Below are 17,436 nucleotides of genomic sequence, written 5' to 3'. Positions count from 1 at the left end.
TGTAGGCAACTTGTCTGTCGTTTGCAAATATGTTTCTTTGTTTAACTCGTATTGCGATATTCTCCGACCAGGGTCACATCGCCTGCAGCTCATCATTCGTACACTTTTCTACCTCCAACCGAGGTCACATCGCTTGCAGCCAACTATTCGCACACTTTGCTACCTCCAACCGAGGCTACATCGCTTGCAGCCAACCATTCGCACACTTTGCTACCTCCAACCGAGGTCACATCGCCTACAGCTCACCATTCGCACACTTTTCTACCTCCAACCGAGGTTACATCGCCTGCAGCCCGCCATTCACACACTTTCCTACTCCCAACCGAGGCTACTTCGCCTACAGCCCGCCGTTGTTTATTAATCGAATTTTCTTATTGCTATATTGTCGAAAATTGAAAGGCAGCTTAGAGCCAGGAGTATTCTCTATGTTTGCAATAAAAAAATACGCAAGCATCCCCGGCCGCCGCCAGGAACACTTGCGTATCTCGATCTTTGTCCTTGTCCTAATCAGCTGTGGAAATCCAGCCCGGATTCCACGGCTTTAACATAGCCCGCTCGAATAACAAAATCGCCGAAATGCTCGCCTTGCTCCCGCTCTGACGCATAGTGCTTAATAATCGGAGACAGCGTATCTATAATGTCTTCCTCGCCGATGTTCTCGCGGTACAGCTTGCTCAGCCGATTCCCGGAGAAGCCGGCTCCCATATACATATTGTACTTGCCCGGCGACTTGCCGATGAACGCAATCTCGCCAAGCGCAGGCCGCGCGCAGCCGTTCGGGCAGCCTGTCATGCGGATGTTGATCTCTTCATCGCGCAAGCCCGCCTCCTCCAGCACCGGCTCCAGCTTGCCGATGAGATCCGGCAAGTAACGCTCCGCCTCCGCCATCGCAAGACCGCATGTCGGCAGAGCGACGCAGGACAAGGAGCTGCGGCGAAGGGCCGAATGATGGCTTCCTTCAGAGATGCCGTATTGCTCCAGCAGCTCTTCGATCTTCGCCTTCTTCTTGCTGCTTACGCCGGCTATCATCAGATTCTGATTGGCCGTCAAGCGGAAATCGCCCGTATGCAACTTCGCGATTTCCCGCAGCCCTGTCATCAACAGCCGATTGTCCTGATCGACGATGCGCCCGCTGGAGACGTACATGGTGAAATGCCACTTGCCGTTCTTCCCTTTCACCCAGCCATAACGGTCTCCCGTGTTGTCGAAGTGATACGGACGGGCCTCTTCCAGCTTCCACCCCAGACGCTCATGCAGTTCTTCTACGAACCAATCCAGCCCATGGCGGTCGATCGTATATTTGAACCGGGCATACTTCCGTACGGAGCGATTGCCGTAATCGCGCTGAATGGTGACGGCCTTCTCTGCCACGTCCAGAATACGGTCAGGCTCGCAGAAGCCAATCACTCTTGCAAGCTGAGGGTATGTCGCGGTATCGCCGTGCGTCATCCCCATGCCGCCTCCGACAGCTACATTGAAGCCGATCAGCTTTCCCTTCTCCACAATTGCGATAAATCCAACATCCTGGGAGAACACATCCACATCATTGGATGGCGGCACAGCGATGCCAATCTTGAACTTGCGCGGCAGATAGACTCTCCCATAGATCGGTTCCACCTCCGTAGCGGAAGTATCCGTGACGGCAGTCTCCTTATCCTCCGAAGCAAGGAATTCATTCATATTCACCTTCTCGCCGTCCAGCCATATCTCGTGATAGGCGGGCGTACGAGGCGCAAGATGCTTCGTCAGCTGCTGCGACCATTGGAATACTTCGCCATGTATATCGGACTGATGGGGATTGGGATTGCACATCACATTCCGGCTGACGTCCCCGCACGCCGCCAGTGTCGTGAGCATGGCATCGTTAATCGTCTTGATCGTTTCTTTCAAATTCCATTTCAGCACGCCATGCAGCTGGAACGCCTGTCTAGTCGTCAGCTTGATGCTGCCGTTCCCATACTTCTGGGCAAGCTTGTCGATCTCCAGCCATTGCTCCGGAGTCGCCACGCCGCCCGGCGTGACCACGCGCAGCATGAATTGATATGCGGGCTCCAGCTTCTGCTTCTGACGCTCATTGCGAACGTCCCTGTCATCCTGCATATAGCTGCCGTGGAACTTCATCAGCCGATTGTCCAGCTCCGACATGCCGCCTGTAATCCGGTTGGCCAGCGTCTCTACAAGCGATCCCCGCAAGTAATTGCTCTCCAGCTTCAATATTTCCACATCGCTCGGCGGTCCGCCCACCGGTTCAACCTTTCTGTCCTTCGCCATTATCGTCCAGCCCCTCTCCTTGACTTCCGCCTGCGGCTATCCGCTCAATTGTATTCAATACACGTCTCGCTGATAACGATTGTGCGCAATGAGTTCGTTCACATACTCTGCGGCTTCTTCCCGGCTTCTTCCGCCCTGCTCTTGGACAATGGTCAGTAGCGCATCATGCACATCATGAGCCATATGCTTCTCGTCGCCGCATACATAGATATGGGCGCCTTCCTGGAGCCAGCCGTACAGCTCCACAGCATGCTCCAGCATCCGATGCTGCACATACACCTTCTCCTCTGTATCCCGCGAGAAGGCGACTTCCAGCTTCGTCAACACGCCATCCTTAAGCATCCGCTGCCAATCCGTCTGGTACAGGAAGTCGGTGACAAAGCGGCGATCACCGTAGAACAGCCAGCTCTTCCCTTCCGCTCCCAGCTCTTCTCTCTCCTCCAGGAACGCCCGGAATGGCGCCACCCCCGTACCCGGCCCGACCATAATAATCGGAGTATCCGGATTGGTCGGAAGCTTGAAGCCCGGATTATGCTGGATGAAGATCGGAAGCGTCTCTCCTTCCTCGAGACGCTCTGACACATGAACGGAGCATACGCCGTCCCGCTTGCGGCCGTGCGCATCGTATTGCACCTTGCGGATCGTCACATGCACCTCGTCCGGATTGGCCCGATTGCTGCATGCGATGGAGTAGAGACGCGGCGGCAGCTTCCGGAGCAACGCAACGAATTCTGCTGCCGTCAGTCGCCAAGGAGCGAAGTCCGTCAGCAGGTCCAGCACGTCCCGCCCTTTCACATAGCTTCTCAGCTCATTCTTGTTCTCAGCCTGCAGCAACTGGGCCAGATCGCCACATTCGGAGTATGTCTGAGCCTTCTCAAGCAGCGGCTTGGTCAATACCGTGATCTCCACATGCTTCAGCAGAGCATCGTACAAGTCGACTTCCTCTCCCGCCTTGCCTACGACAACGGGATCGTACGCATTCCAGTTCATCTTGTTCAGAATCGCTGTCACCAGCTCGGGACTATTCTGCGGATAGATACCCACGCAATCGCCCGGCTCATACGTTAGTCCGGAGTCCTCAAGCGACAACTCCAGATGTCTCGTCTCCCGGTCCGAGCCGCGGCCATTCAGATTCAGATTCGTCAACACTTCGGCCTGGAAAGGCGTGGTACGGGAATATGTCGTCTCCTGATCTACAGGGGAAGTAGCGCCACTGACATTCGCTAACGGAGCCGCGCTTCCCTCTGTCTGCTGTGCAGCTGCTCCGTCTCCTTGAAGCGCATTCACGACATTCGTCATCCAGTCCGCGGCAGGCTCCTCGAAGTCAAGGTCGCAATCGACGCGATCGGTCAGCCGCTTCGCTCCCAATTCCTCAAGACGCTGATCGAAGTCCTGTCCCGTCTTGCAGAAGAACTCATACGAGCTGTCTCCCAACGACAATACCGCATATTGCAGCTCGGTCAGCTTAGGCGCCCGCTTGCTGTACAGGAATTCGTGGAAGGTAAGCGCATTATCCGGCGGATCGCCTTCCCCGTGCGTACTGGCCACAATAAAAAGATGCGTCGCCTTCTTCAAGCCATTCGTCTTATAAGCGTTCATCGCCGACAACGTAACCGCAATGCCCAGTTCCTTCAGCTTATCCGCCAGCTTGCCAGCAAGCCGTTGGGAATTGCCCGTCTGCGAGCCGAATAACACTGTTGCCTCGGCAGGCAGTTGCTGCTGTACAGCGTCACTTACCGCTGGCTCAATCGCTACTGCGGCCGCCTGCTGCGAAGCGCCCTCCGCCAGTGATTCCGCCTGCGCCGCCCTTCCCCGATAGAAGCTCAAATAACCATTAAGCCAATAAATTTGCGTCTCCGTCAATGTAGGCAGCAGCTGGTTAATCAGCTCTGCCTGCTTTTCCGTAAACGGACTGTTCGTCACTTCAAGTCGCATCCGTCTCCACCCCATCCTATGAGCAATCAGTTCAATTCCTAGTTTTCCACCCTGATTTAAGTTACTGTTAATAAAACTACCACAGTACCCTTCCATGGTCAATAAATATAGTCATTTTTTGTCTATAAGGATAATTGAACGGTAACCGGCAATTCGCTTATAAGCGCATAAAATAACCCCACAAAGTGGGGCTTCTCTTCGAAGCTTACCCAATTACTTTGCGGGGACCCCGGAACTTATAAATTCTAATAATGTAAAAAAACTGCCCCTTCTCAATAGAAAGAGCAGCCCGTCATCCTTTATTTTTTGGCAGCCAGCCAATTGGTCAGCGCATCGATCTCATCCTTGCTTAGCTGATCCTTGTAAGCAGGCATACCGCCACCGCCGTTGCTGATTCGGGTATGAATTTGCTCGGTCGTCAGCTTTGCGCCGACCTTCTGCAAGTTCGGCCCCGCTTTGCCGGCCAAATCGACCGCATGGCAGCCAACGCAATTTTGCTTGTAGACCGCTTCCGCTTCGGCCGCATCCACGGCGGCGCCGTTCTGTTCTCCGGTATTGGTTCCCGCGCCGTTATTTGCCTTATTGTTGCCTCCGCAGGCAGCGATTGCAAGCAAGAGCGAGAGTATGGCAATGGCCCAGACCACTTTGGACACTTTCATTCCTGCACCTCCTTCCTTGGTAGAAAAGCACTCCTTTATACCTTTCCCGGGGCGCTGTCACCCTATGCAGCCTGACAATCCAAAAGAGCTCCCTGCGATTATAGAGCTCTTGTTACATGCGATCGATTATGCGTAATCGATCGCTATCTCGCGAATGCAATCGGGAGATTCATATTGATCGTTGCGCACTTGATTCGTCACAGGATAGGAACGCATCAGATGTCCGTCCAGCCCTTCCAAATGTCTTCGCAGCACGGTTACCTCCGTCACTGCAGAATCAAGCCATGCCTCTACGCCTTCTTCGTCCAGCACGATCGGTACCCGGGACTGCCAAGTCGACATGGCTCCGGAAGCCGCTGCAGTAAGCATAGTGAAGGCTCTCACCTCCTGGCCGCTGGCGTTGCGCCAGCAGTCATAGATGCCGGCTACGCCGAACAGCGGTCTGCCTTTCACGATCGTATGCATTGCCCGGGGGTCCCGCTCCTGGCCGAATTGCTTCTGACCATAGAAACCGCTGCAAGGCACGATGCAGCGCTGCCGCTTCAGCATCCGGTGAAGGAATGGCTTCTCCCCCAGCCTCTCATGATCCGCATTGACAGAATCCTTCGCCCAGAACGGGAAGAGGCCCCATCTGGATTCTGCGACCACCCGCACATTGTGCCGGTCGTTCATGACGATCGACAAGCTTTGCGTCGGCGCTATATTATACCGGTTGGCATAACCGTCCATCACTTTTCGTACATCGAACTTTTCCATAATCTGTCCAATCTCCGCCGTTAACGAAAACCGTTCAATCATCGCTGTCGCTCCTTTGCATTAGCTTGCGCAATTGAATCCAGTTTTTGTTAGTTGGCGAAAAAATATGCACGAAAAAGTGAAAAAGCTTAAGTCGATCGGATGAACCGGAGGAACGATTACAAATTCGAACCGAAGATTACGTTGTAAACCGCTTGCGGAACTTCAGAGGCGGCATGCCGGTATGCGACGCGAACAGCCTGGAGAAATGGGGCGTCTGACGAAATCCCGTCTCTTCCGCAATGCGCGCGATATTCCAATCGGTCTTGATCAGCAGCAACTTCGCCTGATCCAATCGATAATAGAGCAGGTATTGCTGCGGCGTGCAGCCGAATACTTCCGTCATGCAGCGGGTAATGTAATTAATATGAAGCTCCAGCACGTCGCTAAGCATGGAATTGGTAATAACGCTGCGGTAATTCAGCTTCAAGTAAGCGGCAGCACGTTCCGCTACCGATACGGAAGCTTTCGCCGCATCCGATCGCCATCCTTCATCCAGCATTTGCAACAAGTGCAGAAATCGTTGCTGACGATCCCAGAAGGCGCCATGCGAGCAGTTCTTCGCCGCTTCATGCAGCTGTGAGAAGATCTGCTTCGCCTCATCGGGATAAGTTAGCCTCATGCGCTTGGGGAGGCGGATCGCATAGGTGTAATAGTCCCCCCGCAGCGTGCCTTGCTGTTGATTCTCCGTCTCTTCCCAAGCGCCTACCGTCTGGAAGTGAAGCCAATCGAACACGGTCTCCTCCGTGCAGGGCTGATACGCATAATGCCAGCGGTCCGGCCTTAGAATAAGCACGTCTCCCGGCTCCAGCGCCCATCGGTGGTTATCTTCCGCTACATACAGCGTTCCCTCATTCACGAATAGCAGATCGAATACGCCGAGATTGGTCCGGTTCGGATGCTCTTCCCCCGGCTTGTAGGTGATTCTGTTAGACTCGACAAAGAATGGCAATGGCGGTGAACGAAATGTGAGCAATAATTCGTCTGACAAGCTGATCTCTCCTCGATATATAGCCTCCACACAGGGTTGCTATCAATCAGTTAAAGACATGTTACTTGATTGCCCATTCTTTGTCTATTGGAAATATTGAAGGCTTACAGAGATGAGAGTTCCATTCTCTGAATGCCTTGAAACAATGTGGCCATATAAAGCTGACCGTCCATAATGTCAACGTCGGTGACAGGAAAGCCAAGCTTTATAGATAGCAGTGTCAAATGATTCACCACATAGGCTAGACGGTACAACCCGCGATCTGTGCAGACATAAATGTCCTTGTCTATGGCAACGACGGAGAAAATGTGCATTCCTCCATATGCAATCCGTTGAAACTTCCCTCTCTTGTCGCCAACCAACAGTTCTCCCCGATCACTTGCCCCAATCAGATGACCTCTGAACACCGTTAAGCTTGTAACGGCTCTGTTCAATTCGAACTCGCTCCACTCGTCCATGAACCGGTCGTAAATCGATACTCCGGTGTTATGCGCCACAATGACATATTGAGGCAGATTGATGAAGTCGTAGATGCACTTGCCCGCACATGCGAGAAGATTCCAATTGCTGCCCGTCTTCATCCACAATCCGTCGCTGGTCGATGCATAGCTGCTCCCCCCGATTCTTCGGTATTGATGGCACGGCAATGTAATACCGGCTTCTTCCCAACGATTGTCTTTCCATTGAAATAAACCTTTACTGCTGCACGCATGCAAGTGGTCGTGCTGCAACTGAAGCCGATAGATATTCGTTCCGTCCGGCATGCCTTCATTCAGCTTGCCCCAGTTGGCATTGCTATCCATCTCGTATACTCCGTATCCGTAGGATGCGGCGAATAAGCCGCTGTCGCCGGCTTTCACTGAAGAGAATGGAAACAAGAGCCAATTCCAAGGCTTTTTCGTCTCCGTTCGCATGACAAGTCACCTTTCTTTCTATATAAATGAATTCCTCCAACAAGCCTCTCTCGTCGTTCGATCAGGTTAGGGATATGTGAAAATGATTCTCAACTACTCATTAATGATAACCATTCTCATTTCAAGTGTCAACACGGAACCATCGCCCATTTTGTATAAAATGGGGCTTTGCCCACCCAATAACCCCTGCCGCACCCAGTCAGGACGGAACATTCGCCCGTATGATATAGAAATTATGGAGGAGGTGCCTAGTTTGGTTAAGTCCAACCGTCGTCGGAAGCATGGCCGCACAATTCGCAGCCGCCCTGTTTCCATCAAAGCATTCAAACCTGCGTCATCCCGTCGGAAACGGTCCCCTGCCAAAAAAGAGCGCATTATCGTCGAATCATCTCGCAACCGATCATTCGATTCATTTACAGAGGATATCCTCGGTCCAGTTGGCCCGGCCGGTCCCGAGGGAGTTACAGGTGCAACTGGCGAGCGTGGAAAGCGCGGCGATCGCGGCAAGAGAGGCCGGAGAGGCGAGCCTGGATCCACTGGCGCGACCGGTGCAACTGGTTCAACCGGTGCAACTGGCTCAACTGGTGCAACTGGTGCAACCGGAGCCCCTGGTGCGACTGGAGTAACTGGGGTGACCGGTCCTTCCGGAGGCCCTCCTGGCCCTGCCGGGCCGCAGGGACCGCAAGGGCCTCAAGGCTTTCCCGGCCTCCCCGGCCCTCCCGGACCGCCGGGACAAATAGGACCACAGGGACCGCAAGGCGTACAGGGGCCGGAAGGTCCTCAAGGACCAGCAGGCGCACAGGGACCGGTTGGACCGGCTGGACCTCAAGGGATTCAGGGAGAATCCGGACCTCAGGGAGATATAGGCCCCGCCGGACCGCAAGGTCCAGCGGGACCGCAAGGCTCCCAGGGTCCGCAAGGGCCGCAAGGCGCCAGAGGACCGCAAGGAACGACAGGCCCGACTGGAGCGACTGGCGAGACTGGCACGCAAGGACCTGAAGGCCCTCAAGGACCTGTAGGTCCGCAAGGCGCGCAAGGCGAAGCCGGGATGCAGGGGCCCCCGGGTCTGCAAGGGCCGCAGGGACCGCAAGGCGCGCAGGGACCTCAGGGTGTAATTGGCGAGACTGGCGAGACTGGCTCTCCTGGACCGACAGGACCAATGGGGCCGACTGGCGCAACTGGTGCGACTGGTGCCACCGGTTCGCCTCCAGCAGCGGTTGCTGCGCATTTCAGCCATACGGGAGACAGCTCGCTTGCCTCTCTCCAGCCGATACCCTTCATTAACGATTTTATGGAGCCGGTTGCTTCATTCACCAATGCAAACGGCGTAATTACAATTCAGCAAGCCGGAGTTTACTCCATCTCTTATGTGGTCATTACAGGCGGCGGACAGAGCGCTAACTTCGGCATTCGATTGAACAGCGGACCGCTCATTGCCGGCTCTACTGCCGGCACGATCAATACGGATGCAGGACCGCAGTCCTCTTCAGGTTTCACGATTAGAAGATTCAATGCCGGAGATACCTTCGCAGTAATTAATAACGGTATGACGACCACCACCCTGTCCCCTGCCATCGACGGATCGTTGGTGAACAGCAGTTCTCTTATAGTGAACAGATTAGGAGTATGAGCATTCGTACAGTGTTTGTTCCATGAATGACAGTTGACACCCTTCATTCGCACAGTCCCTTCTCATTTTGCGCTCGTATAATAAAGCAGCACGAATAAGGAGGTGTTCCATATTGGGAAATAACAAGAGGAAGAAACGGATCGTTCGCATACTGTACAAAAAATCGTCGAAGAGAAGGGCCTGTGTCGTCAAGCGGGCTCACGTTCGCACCAAAAAAAATACAGCACGGACACGTAAGATTAAGGTAATTCACCGGCGGCGCTGCGGATGTCATGGTCCATGCAGATGCAGAAAGCCCTTGTGTCCTCCGGCTTGTATTGGCCCGACCGGACCTACCGGGGCTACAGGAGCAACTGGACCACAGGGAAAACAAGGAAAACGGGGAAAACGGGGAAAACGAGGTCATGAAGGGGAAGAAGGGCCGACTGGAGCTACAGGGGCAGCAGGACCTGTTGGACCTCAAGGGCCTGCTGGCGCAGACGGTTCGACCGGCGCTCAAGGACCTGCCGGACCTCAAGGGCCTGCCGGCATAGACGGCGCTACTGGACCTCAGGGACCTGCTGGCGCGGACGGCGCTACCGGCGCTCAAGGACCTGCCGGACCTCAAGGGCCTGCCGGCATAGACGGCGCTACTGGACCTCAGGGACCTGCTGGCGCGGACGGCGCTACCGGCGCTCAGGGACCTGCTGGGACCGACGGGGCCACTGGACCTCAGGGACCTGCTGGTGCGGACGGCGCTACCGGCGCTCAGGGACCTGCTGGGGCCGACGGGGCCACTGGACCTCAGGGACCTGCTGGTGCGGATGGCGCGACTGGACCTCAGGGACCCGCTGGCGCGGATGGCGCGACTGGACCTCAAGGACCGACTGGACCTTCCGGAGGACCTCCCGGGCCGACCGGACCTCAAGGACCGACTGGACCTCAAGGGCCTGCCGGCGCGGACGGAGCCACTGGACCTCAGGGACCTGCCGGGGCCGACGGCGCCACTGGACCTCAAGGACCTGCCGGGGCTGATGGGGCCACTGGACCTCAAGGACCTGCTGGCGCGGATGGTGCTACCGGCGCTCAAGGACCTGCCGGGGCCGACGGCGCCACTGGACCTCAGGGACCTGCCGGGGCCGACGGGGCCACTGGACCTCAAGGGCCTGCCGGCACGGACGGAGCCACTGGACCTCAAGGGCCTGCCGGGGCTGACGGTGCTACCGGACCTCAAGGACCTGCCGGGGCCGACGGTGCTACCGGACCTCAAGGACCTGCAGGGGCTGACGGTGCTACCGGACCTCAAGGGCCTGCCGGGGCTGACGGTGCTACCGGACCTCAAGGACCTGCCGGGGCCGACGGAGCTACCGGACCTCAAGGACCTGCCGGCGCGGACGGCGCGACTGGACCTCAAGGGCCTGCTGGCGCGGACGGCGCGACTGGACCCCAAGGGCCTGCCGGCGCGGACGGCGCGACTGGACCTCAAGGGCCTGCTGGCGCGGACGGCGCGACTGGACCCCAAGGGCCTGCCGGCGCGGACGGCGCGACTGGACCTCAAGGGCCTGCTGGCGCGGATGGCGCGGACGGTGCTACCGGACCTCAAGGACCTGCCGGGGCCGACGGTGCTACCGGACCTCAGGGACCTGCCGGGGCCGACGGCGCGACTGGACCTCAAGGACCTGCAGGGGCCGACGGCGCGACTGGACCTCAAGGACCTGCAGGGGTTGACGGCGCGACTGGACCTCAAGGACCTGCAGGGGCTGACGGTGCTACCGGACCTCAAGGGCCTGCCGGGGCGGACGGCGCGACTGGACCTCAAGGTCCTGCCGGTGCCGACGGCGCGACTGGACCTCAAGGACCTGCAGGGGCCGACGGCGCGACTGGACCTCAAGGACCTGCAGGGGCCGACGGCGCGACTGGACCTCAGGGACCTGCCGGGGCTGACGGTGCTACCGGACCTCAGGGACCGACAGGACCTACCGGAGCGGCAGGAGCTGGAGCAGTCATTCCTTTCTCATCCGGTCTACCAGTATCAATCACAACAATAGCTGGCGGGCTGGCGGGAACGGCAGGATTAGTCGGTTTCGGAATGAGTGGACCAACACTGGGCGTACTGGGCGCTTCAATTGACCTTACTGGTGCTGCAGGAACACTGCTGAACTTTGCATTCTCCGTTCCTCGTGACGGCACAATCACTTCAATAGCCGCTTACTTCAGTACAACTGCAGCTTTAGCACTTGTAGGATCGACCCTCACAATTACTGCACAATTATATAGCTCGACTACACCAGACAATACGTTCACCCCGATTGCAGGTACAGCTGTATCTCTGGCTCCTCCTTTAACTGGAGTGCTGGCTATAGGCGCTATAAGCGACAATATACTGTCAGGACTTTCCATTCCAGTGACGGCGGGTACACGATTGCTCATGGTGTTCTCGTCCACAGCAACAGGCGTCTCACTAATAAATGTAATAGAAGGATACGCCAGTGCGGGAATTACAATTGATTAACAACCAAAGTCTATAATGCCAAGCAGATTAGGTCACTCGCCTAATCTGCTTCTTTCCGCTTGTTTAGATGAAGACATAATAGGGAGATGTACATTTTTGTTGAAATACTCAGCCACCTACCAAACACACATACAAGAAAAAATAGATTCTCGTAGTATATATGAGTTTTCAATAAGGAGGTGCTTCCACTGGGTAACCACTCTAGTAAAAAGAAACAAAAGAAAATGCTGCTAAAAAAATCAGCAAAAAAGCAGAAATCTACCCACTCGCCGAAATCCCCCCATCACAAGCCATGTAAAAAAACACCGCGCAAATCTCCATCCAGTTCCAAACCGAATCATTCATATTACCATTCTTGCGGCTGTAAAGACATTTGCTACTGTAAAGGTCCAACAGGATCAACGGGACCTGCTGGCGCGACTGGACCTCAAGGTGAAGACGGAGATAGAGGCCGGAGAGGTCGAAGCGGCGCTACAGGAGCGACTGGCGCTACAGGAGCCACCGGTGCGACTGGAACATTCGATGGCGGGATGTTGTTTAATGTTGTAGGAGATTCTGGCTCTGCTCCAATTTATCTAGGTGACGACCTAATCTTTGAATCTCAGACGCTTGACATTGAAGTTACTGAAGGCAGCGCAATCGTAAGTATTGAACTTTCCGATGACTTAATAGGACCTACTGGACCTACTGGACCTACGGGTGCTACGGGTGCTACGGGGGAAGACGGCGCTACAGGACCTCAAGGACCTGCCGGGGCCGACGGCGCCACTGGACCTCAAGGACCTGCCGGGGCCGACGGCGCTACAGGACCTCAAGGGCCTGCCGGGGCCGACGGCGCTACAGGACCTCAAGGGCCTGCCGGGGCCGACGGCGCCACTGGACCTCAAGGACCTGCCGGGGCCGACGGCGCTACCGGACCTCAAGGGCCTGCCGGGGCCGACGGCGCTACTGGACCTCAAGGACCTGCCGGGGCCGATGGCGCTACCGGACCTCAAGGGCCTGCCGGCGCTGATGGCGCGACTGGACCTCAAGGACCTGCCGGGGCCGACGGCGCCACTGGACCTCAAGGACCGGCTGGCGCAAACGGCGCGACCGGACCTCAGGGGCCTGCTGGCGCCGATGGTGCGACCGGACCTCAAGGACCTGCTGGCGCGGATGGCGCGACCGGACCTCAAGGACCGACGGGCTCCGATGGCGCTACTGGACCTCAAGGGCCTGCTGGCGCGGACGGCGCGACCGGACCTCAAGGACCTGCTGGCGCGGATGGCGCGACCGGACCTCAAGGGCCTGCTGGCGCCGATGGTGCGACCGGACCTCAGGGGCCTGCTGGATCGACTGGTGCGGATGGTGCTACCGGACCTCAAGGGCCTGCTGGCGCGGACGGCGCGACCGGACCTCAAGGACCGGCTGGCGCGGACGGCGCGACCGGACCTCAAGGACCGGCTGGCGCGGATGGAGCTACCGGGCCTCAAGGACCGGCTGGCACAGATGGTGCGACCGGACCTCAAGGACCGACTGGATCGACTGGTGCGGATGGCGCTACTGGACCTCAAGGGCCTGCTGGCGCGGATGGCGCGACCGGACCTCAAGGGCCTGCTGGCGCCGATGGTGCGACCGGACCTCAAGGACCGGCTGGATCGACTGGTGCGGATGGCGCTACTGGACCTCAAGGGCCTGCTGGCGCGGATGGCGCGACCGGACCTCAGGGGCCTGCTGGATCGACTGGCGCGGATGGCGCGACCGGACCTCAAGGGCCTGCTGGCGCGGACGGCGCGACCGGACCTCAAGGACCTACTGGCGCGGACGGCGCGACCGGACCGCAGGGACCAACGGGTGCCGATGGTGCAACTGGACCGCAGGGGCCTGCTGGTGCTGACGGGGCTACTGGACCGCAAGGTGCAACGGGCGCTGATGGCACTACCGGACCTCAAGGGCCTGCTGGCGCGGACGGCGCGACCGGACCTCAGGGACCAACGGGTGCCGATGGTGCAACTGGACCGCAGGGGCCTGCTGGTGCTGACGGGGCTACTGGACCGCAAGGTGCAACGGGCGCGGACGGCGCGACCGGACCGCAGGGACCAACGGGTGCCGATGGTGCAACTGGACCGCAGGGGCCTGCTGGTGCTGACGGGGCTACTGGACCGCAAGGGGCTACGGGCGTGGACGGTGCCACCGGACCGCAAGGACCGACAGGCGCCGATGGCGCTACAGGACCGCAAGGACCGACAGGGCCTACTGGACCTCAAGGGGCTACGGGCGCGGATGGCGCTACTGGACCGCAAGGTGCAACGGGCGCGGACGGTGCTACTGGACCGCAAGGTGCAACGGGCGCGGACGGTGCTACTGGACCGCAAGGGCCGACCGGCGCGGATGGCGCTACTGGACCGCAAGGTGCAACGGGTGCGGACGGTGCTACTGGACCTCAAGGACCGACAGGCGCCGATGGCGCTACAGGACCGCAAGGACCGACAGGCGCCGATGGCGCTACAGGACCGCAAGGACCGACAGGCGCCGATGGCGCTACAGGACCGCAAGGACCGACAGGGCCTACTGGACCAACGGGGCCAAACTTTGCTGACGAAGGATTCTCAGGTTTTACAACAGCACTAGGAGTAGCAGCATCACAACAAATAACTAACTGGGCTGTAACTGCTCCTTATTTTGGAAGTCCAAACTTTAATGCTGTGACTGGGGTTTATACCGTCCCAACAACTGGAAGATACTCTATATCAGCAACAATTAACTACCAAACGCTTGCAGCAATTACTATCTCCTTAGGTGCTGGCATTGATCCTGCATTTACAGTAGAACGAATTGCACCCGGTGCTATCGATCTTATTACTGGTTTATTCCCTGTTCTTGATGTAAATGTAGCATTAGTTCTCACTTTAAGAGCAATTCTAGGAAATGGCACTATAACTTTAGCTGGCGATGTTGATCTTGATGCAGGTGATACTATTGCAATGTTTTACAATGCAAATGGTTTAACAGTCGCACTTGATCTAGGCGGAGCAACTGGTCAAGGAATTGTTTGGTCAGTGCATCAAATTGCTTAAATTCAAACACAACTAAAACGATCACTAAAACCAAAGTTAATATTATTTAATCCACTATAACCGTGTCTCTTCTTAAACGTACTAATGAAGACTATCAATTAGTTTGATATAAATGTCTCCAATTTCACACAATTGTGTGTTTTTGGAGCATTTTTTTGGTAATGGCATTATTTACACATAGTATTTTAACTACATCTTCTAACAGAAGTCTAGCGTTATATCCATTATTTTTCGGCTTGTTTTCGTTGTCGGCCCTTTGGACGTCCAGCACGGCTTTTTCTTGAGTTGTAGGAGCCACTTCCCATACGATTGCCATAACAACTCGGTTAGCCAGCGTGTAAGCTGCAACAAGCTATGCTTGACCTTCGTTTCCAACTTCACCAGCGCGAGCAAGCAGAACGCAATGAGGGGATATCCAGACTTGGTTCGGTACCGCTTGTTCTCTTGTGCCGCAGAGATGCTTGATCTGCAAGTGCTGTTTCATCCACTTGAAGAAGATCTCAATAGCCCAGCAACTGCGGTGCATCTCACTGACTTCATCGCAGGTTAAGTCGAAGCGGTTGGTCGCCAGGAAGAGCAGATTACCTGCTGAATCTTGCGTCTGGATCATGCGCAGCTCATGCTTCATTTTCTTCTGCTACGAGCCGATTCGCACTCGCCAATCGGCCTGAACCAGACTGCCCTCAGAGACTTCGTATTCCTCCAGCGGTTCGATAGGCGTGTTGCTTTTCAAGCGCCATTAGAACCAGATCTTGTTACCTTTCCTATCTATTGCAAAGGATTTTTTTATGTTCAAATTTATATATGACAGAAAGTTATGAAGATACAGAGAGCATTAATCCAACGCTAGTGAACAGACGTACAAGTTAGTTTATTCCTCCCCCTTTACTCTCCTCGAGAGATATACTTTTTTCGAAAGTAAACTTCTTACTGCTGACCATCATTCATAAAATATTGAAATGAACTTCGGCTAAGGGAGGAAGGCTTCTTGAGTGATCACTGGGATAAATCCAAAAACAAAAACAACCCTTCTATAGATCAAGAACACTCCCTGCAAATAAAAAAGAAAAAAAGACAAGCTTTAAAAAAGAAAATGAACTGCAATCATACAAAATATTTTCCAGAATCCTGTTCGTCTATCGGACCAACAGGACCACCCGGAAAAGATGGGAAAAGAGGAAAACGAGGGCGAAAAGGCGCTACTGGACCTCAAGGGCCAACTGGACCAACCGGCGCAGACGGCGCCACCGGACCGACTGGAGCAACTGGCGCGGTTGGCGCTACCGGAACTCAAGGAGCGACTGGATCTACTGGTGCCGACGGCGCTGCCGGACCTCAAGGAGCGACCGGAGCGACTGGCATCGACGGCGCTACAGGACCTCAAGGGCCGACCGGAGCGACTGGCATCGACGGCGCTACCGGAACCCAAGGGCCAACTGGACCAACCGGCGTGGACGGGGTCACTGGACCCCAAGGGCCAACTGGACCAACCGGCGCGGACGGCGTCACCGGACCCCAAGGGCCGACTGGACCAACCGGCGCTGATGGTGCAACCGGTCCGCAAGGTGCAACAGGAGCGGACGGGGTCACTGGACCTCAAGGACCAACGGGACCAACCGGCGCAGACGGCGCCACCGGAACCCAAGGACCGACTGGAGCAACTGGTACGGATGGGGCGACGGGACCTCAAGGTGCAACTGGAGCAACTGGCATCGATGGCGCCACTGGACCTCAAGGGCCGACTGGAGCAACTGGCATCGATGGCGCCACTGGACCTCAAGGGCCGACTGGAGCAACTGGCGCGGACGGCGCTACTGGACCTCAAGGAGCCACTGGACCTACTGGCGCGGATGGCGCCACTGGACCTCAAGGGCCAACTGGACCAACCGGCGTGGACGGGGTCACTGGACCCCAAGGACCGACTGGACCAACGGGCGCCGATGGCGTCACCGGATCTCAAGGACCAACGGGACCTCAAGGGCCGACAGGGCCAACTGGTACGGATGGGGCGACGGGACCTCAAGGTGCAACTGGAGCAACTGGCGCCGATGGCACTACCGGACCCCAAGGACCGACTGGACCAACCGGAGTCGATGGTGCAACTGGACCCCAAGGGTCGACGGGGCCAACCGGCACCAATGGCGCTACCGGACCTCAAGGGCCAACTGGACCAACCGGAGCGGACGGGGTCACTGGACCTCAAGGACCAACGGGACCAACTGGCGCAGACGGTGCTACCGGACCTCAAGGAGCGACCGGGTCAACTGGCGCTGATGGCGCCACCGGACCCCAAGGGCCGACTGGAACAACGGGCGCGGACGGCCCTACAGGACCTCAAGGGCCGACTGGACCAACGGGCGCCGATGGCGCCACCGGACCCCAAGGGCCGACTGGACCAACGGGCGCTGATGGCGCTACCGGACCTCAAGGGCCGACTGGACCAACGGGCGCTGACGGCGCCACCGGACCTCAAGGGCCGACGGGATCAACTGGCGCGGACGGGGTCACTGGACCTCAAGGACCGACCGGATCAACTGGCGCGGATGGCGCCACTGGACCTCAAGGGCCAACTGGACCAACCGGCGTGGACGGCGCTACTGGACCTCAAGGAGCGACCGGATCAACTGGCGCGGACGGCGCTACCGGACCTCAAGGAACGACTGGACCAACAGGAGTCGATGGTGCCATTGGACC

At 56.9% G+C, this 17,436-nt stretch carries 10 protein-coding genes and 1 pseudogene; 4 read left to right on the top strand and 7 right to left on the bottom strand.

What is annotated here, in order from left to right:
* Nucleotides 1-507: 507 nt before the first annotated feature.
* The 6 genes from cysI to M6D81_RS23590 form a co-directional block, all read right to left on the bottom strand.
* A complete protein-coding gene (cysI, locus tag M6D81_RS23615; protein WP_262679613.1) occupies nucleotides 508-2,271 on the bottom strand; it encodes an assimilatory sulfite reductase (NADPH) hemoprotein subunit in 1,764 nt (587 codons plus the stop codon).
* A 54-nt stretch (nucleotides 2,272-2,325) separates the two neighbouring features.
* Complete coding sequence (locus M6D81_RS23610; protein WP_262679612.1) at nucleotides 2,326-4,206, bottom strand: assimilatory sulfite reductase (NADPH) flavoprotein subunit; 1,881 nt, start codon at nucleotides 4,204-4,206, stop codon at nucleotides 2,326-2,328.
* 299 nt (nucleotides 4,207-4,505) lie between these two features.
* Nucleotides 4,506-4,865, bottom strand: coding sequence for a c-type cytochrome (locus M6D81_RS23605; protein WP_262679611.1), 360 nt, complete (start codon nucleotides 4,863-4,865; stop codon nucleotides 4,506-4,508).
* 126 nt (nucleotides 4,866-4,991) lie between these two features.
* On the bottom strand, nucleotides 4,992-5,663 hold the full coding sequence (locus M6D81_RS23600; RefSeq protein ID WP_262679610.1) for an SOS response-associated peptidase: 672 nt from the start codon (nucleotides 5,661-5,663) through the stop codon (nucleotides 4,992-4,994).
* Between the two features lie 136 nt (nucleotides 5,664-5,799).
* Nucleotides 5,800-6,651, bottom strand: coding sequence for a helix-turn-helix transcriptional regulator (locus M6D81_RS23595; RefSeq protein WP_262679609.1), 852 nt, complete (start codon nucleotides 6,649-6,651; stop codon nucleotides 5,800-5,802).
* Between the two features lie 104 nt (nucleotides 6,652-6,755).
* Nucleotides 6,756-7,565, bottom strand: a complete 810-nt coding sequence (locus tag M6D81_RS23590) for a hypothetical protein (RefSeq protein ID WP_262679608.1) — start codon at nucleotides 7,563-7,565, stop codon at nucleotides 6,756-6,758.
* 430 nt (nucleotides 7,566-7,995) lie between these two features.
* Between M6D81_RS23590 and M6D81_RS32000 the strand changes: the two are divergent.
* The 3 genes and pseudogenes from M6D81_RS32000 to M6D81_RS23575 form a co-directional block, all read left to right on the top strand.
* Nucleotides 7,996-8,817 (top strand): annotated as a pseudogene (locus tag M6D81_RS32000) (collagen-like protein); the annotation flags it as partial.
* A 490-nt stretch (nucleotides 8,818-9,307) separates the two neighbouring features.
* Complete coding sequence (locus M6D81_RS23580) at nucleotides 9,308-11,686, top strand: exosporium glycoprotein BclB-related protein (protein ID WP_262679606.1); 2,379 nt, start codon at nucleotides 9,308-9,310, stop codon at nucleotides 11,684-11,686.
* A 530-nt stretch (nucleotides 11,687-12,216) separates the two neighbouring features.
* The gene (locus M6D81_RS23575) at nucleotides 12,217-14,742 is read left to right on the top strand and encodes a collagen-like domain-containing protein (protein WP_410795784.1); all 2,526 of its coding nucleotides are present in this window, start codon (nucleotides 12,217-12,219) and stop codon (nucleotides 14,740-14,742) included.
* Nucleotides 14,743-15,094: 352 nt separating this feature from the next.
* Here M6D81_RS23575 and M6D81_RS23570 read toward each other — a convergent pair whose 3' ends face one another.
* Entirely contained in the window at nucleotides 15,095-15,370 is a 276-nt protein-coding gene (locus M6D81_RS23570; protein WP_262679605.1) for a transposase, read from the bottom strand.
* A gap of 360 nt (nucleotides 15,371-15,730) precedes the next feature.
* Here M6D81_RS23570 and M6D81_RS23565 point away from each other — a divergent pair.
* A partial coding sequence (locus tag M6D81_RS23565; RefSeq protein ID WP_486187838.1) for a collagen-like domain-containing protein occupies nucleotides 15,731-17,436 on the top strand: 1,706 nt, incomplete at its 3' end.

The sequence above is a fragment of the Paenibacillus sp. J5C2022 genome, from assembly GCF_025567625.1.
Taxonomy (GTDB): Bacteria; Bacillota; Bacilli; order Paenibacillales; family Paenibacillaceae; genus Pristimantibacillus.
This window is presented reverse-complemented; position numbering and strand designations above follow the sequence as displayed.

Bases quoted from the DNA above. Each gene is read 5' to 3' on its own strand.
- cysI (WP_262679613.1), bottom strand. From the start codon at position 2,271: ATGGCGAAGGACAGAAAGGTTGAACCGGTGGGCGGACCGCCGAGCGAT.
- M6D81_RS23610 (WP_262679612.1), bottom strand. From the start codon at position 4,206: ATGCGACTTGAAGTGACGAACAGTCCGTTTACGGAAAAGCAGGCAGAG.
- M6D81_RS23605 (WP_262679611.1), bottom strand. From the start codon at position 4,865: ATGAAAGTGTCCAAAGTGGTCTGGGCCATTGCCATACTCTCGCTCTTG.
- M6D81_RS23600 (WP_262679610.1), bottom strand. From the start codon at position 5,663: ATGATTGAACGGTTTTCGTTAACGGCGGAGATTGGACAGATTATGGAA.
- M6D81_RS23590 (WP_262679608.1), bottom strand. From the start codon at position 7,565: ATGCGAACGGAGACGAAAAAGCCTTGGAATTGGCTCTTGTTTCCATTC.
- M6D81_RS23575 (WP_410795784.1), top strand. From the start codon at position 12,217: ATGTTGTTTAATGTTGTAGGAGATTCTGGCTCTGCTCCAATTTATCTA.
- M6D81_RS23570 (WP_262679605.1), bottom strand. From the start codon at position 15,370: ATGAAGCATGAGCTGCGCATGATCCAGACGCAAGATTCAGCAGGTAAT.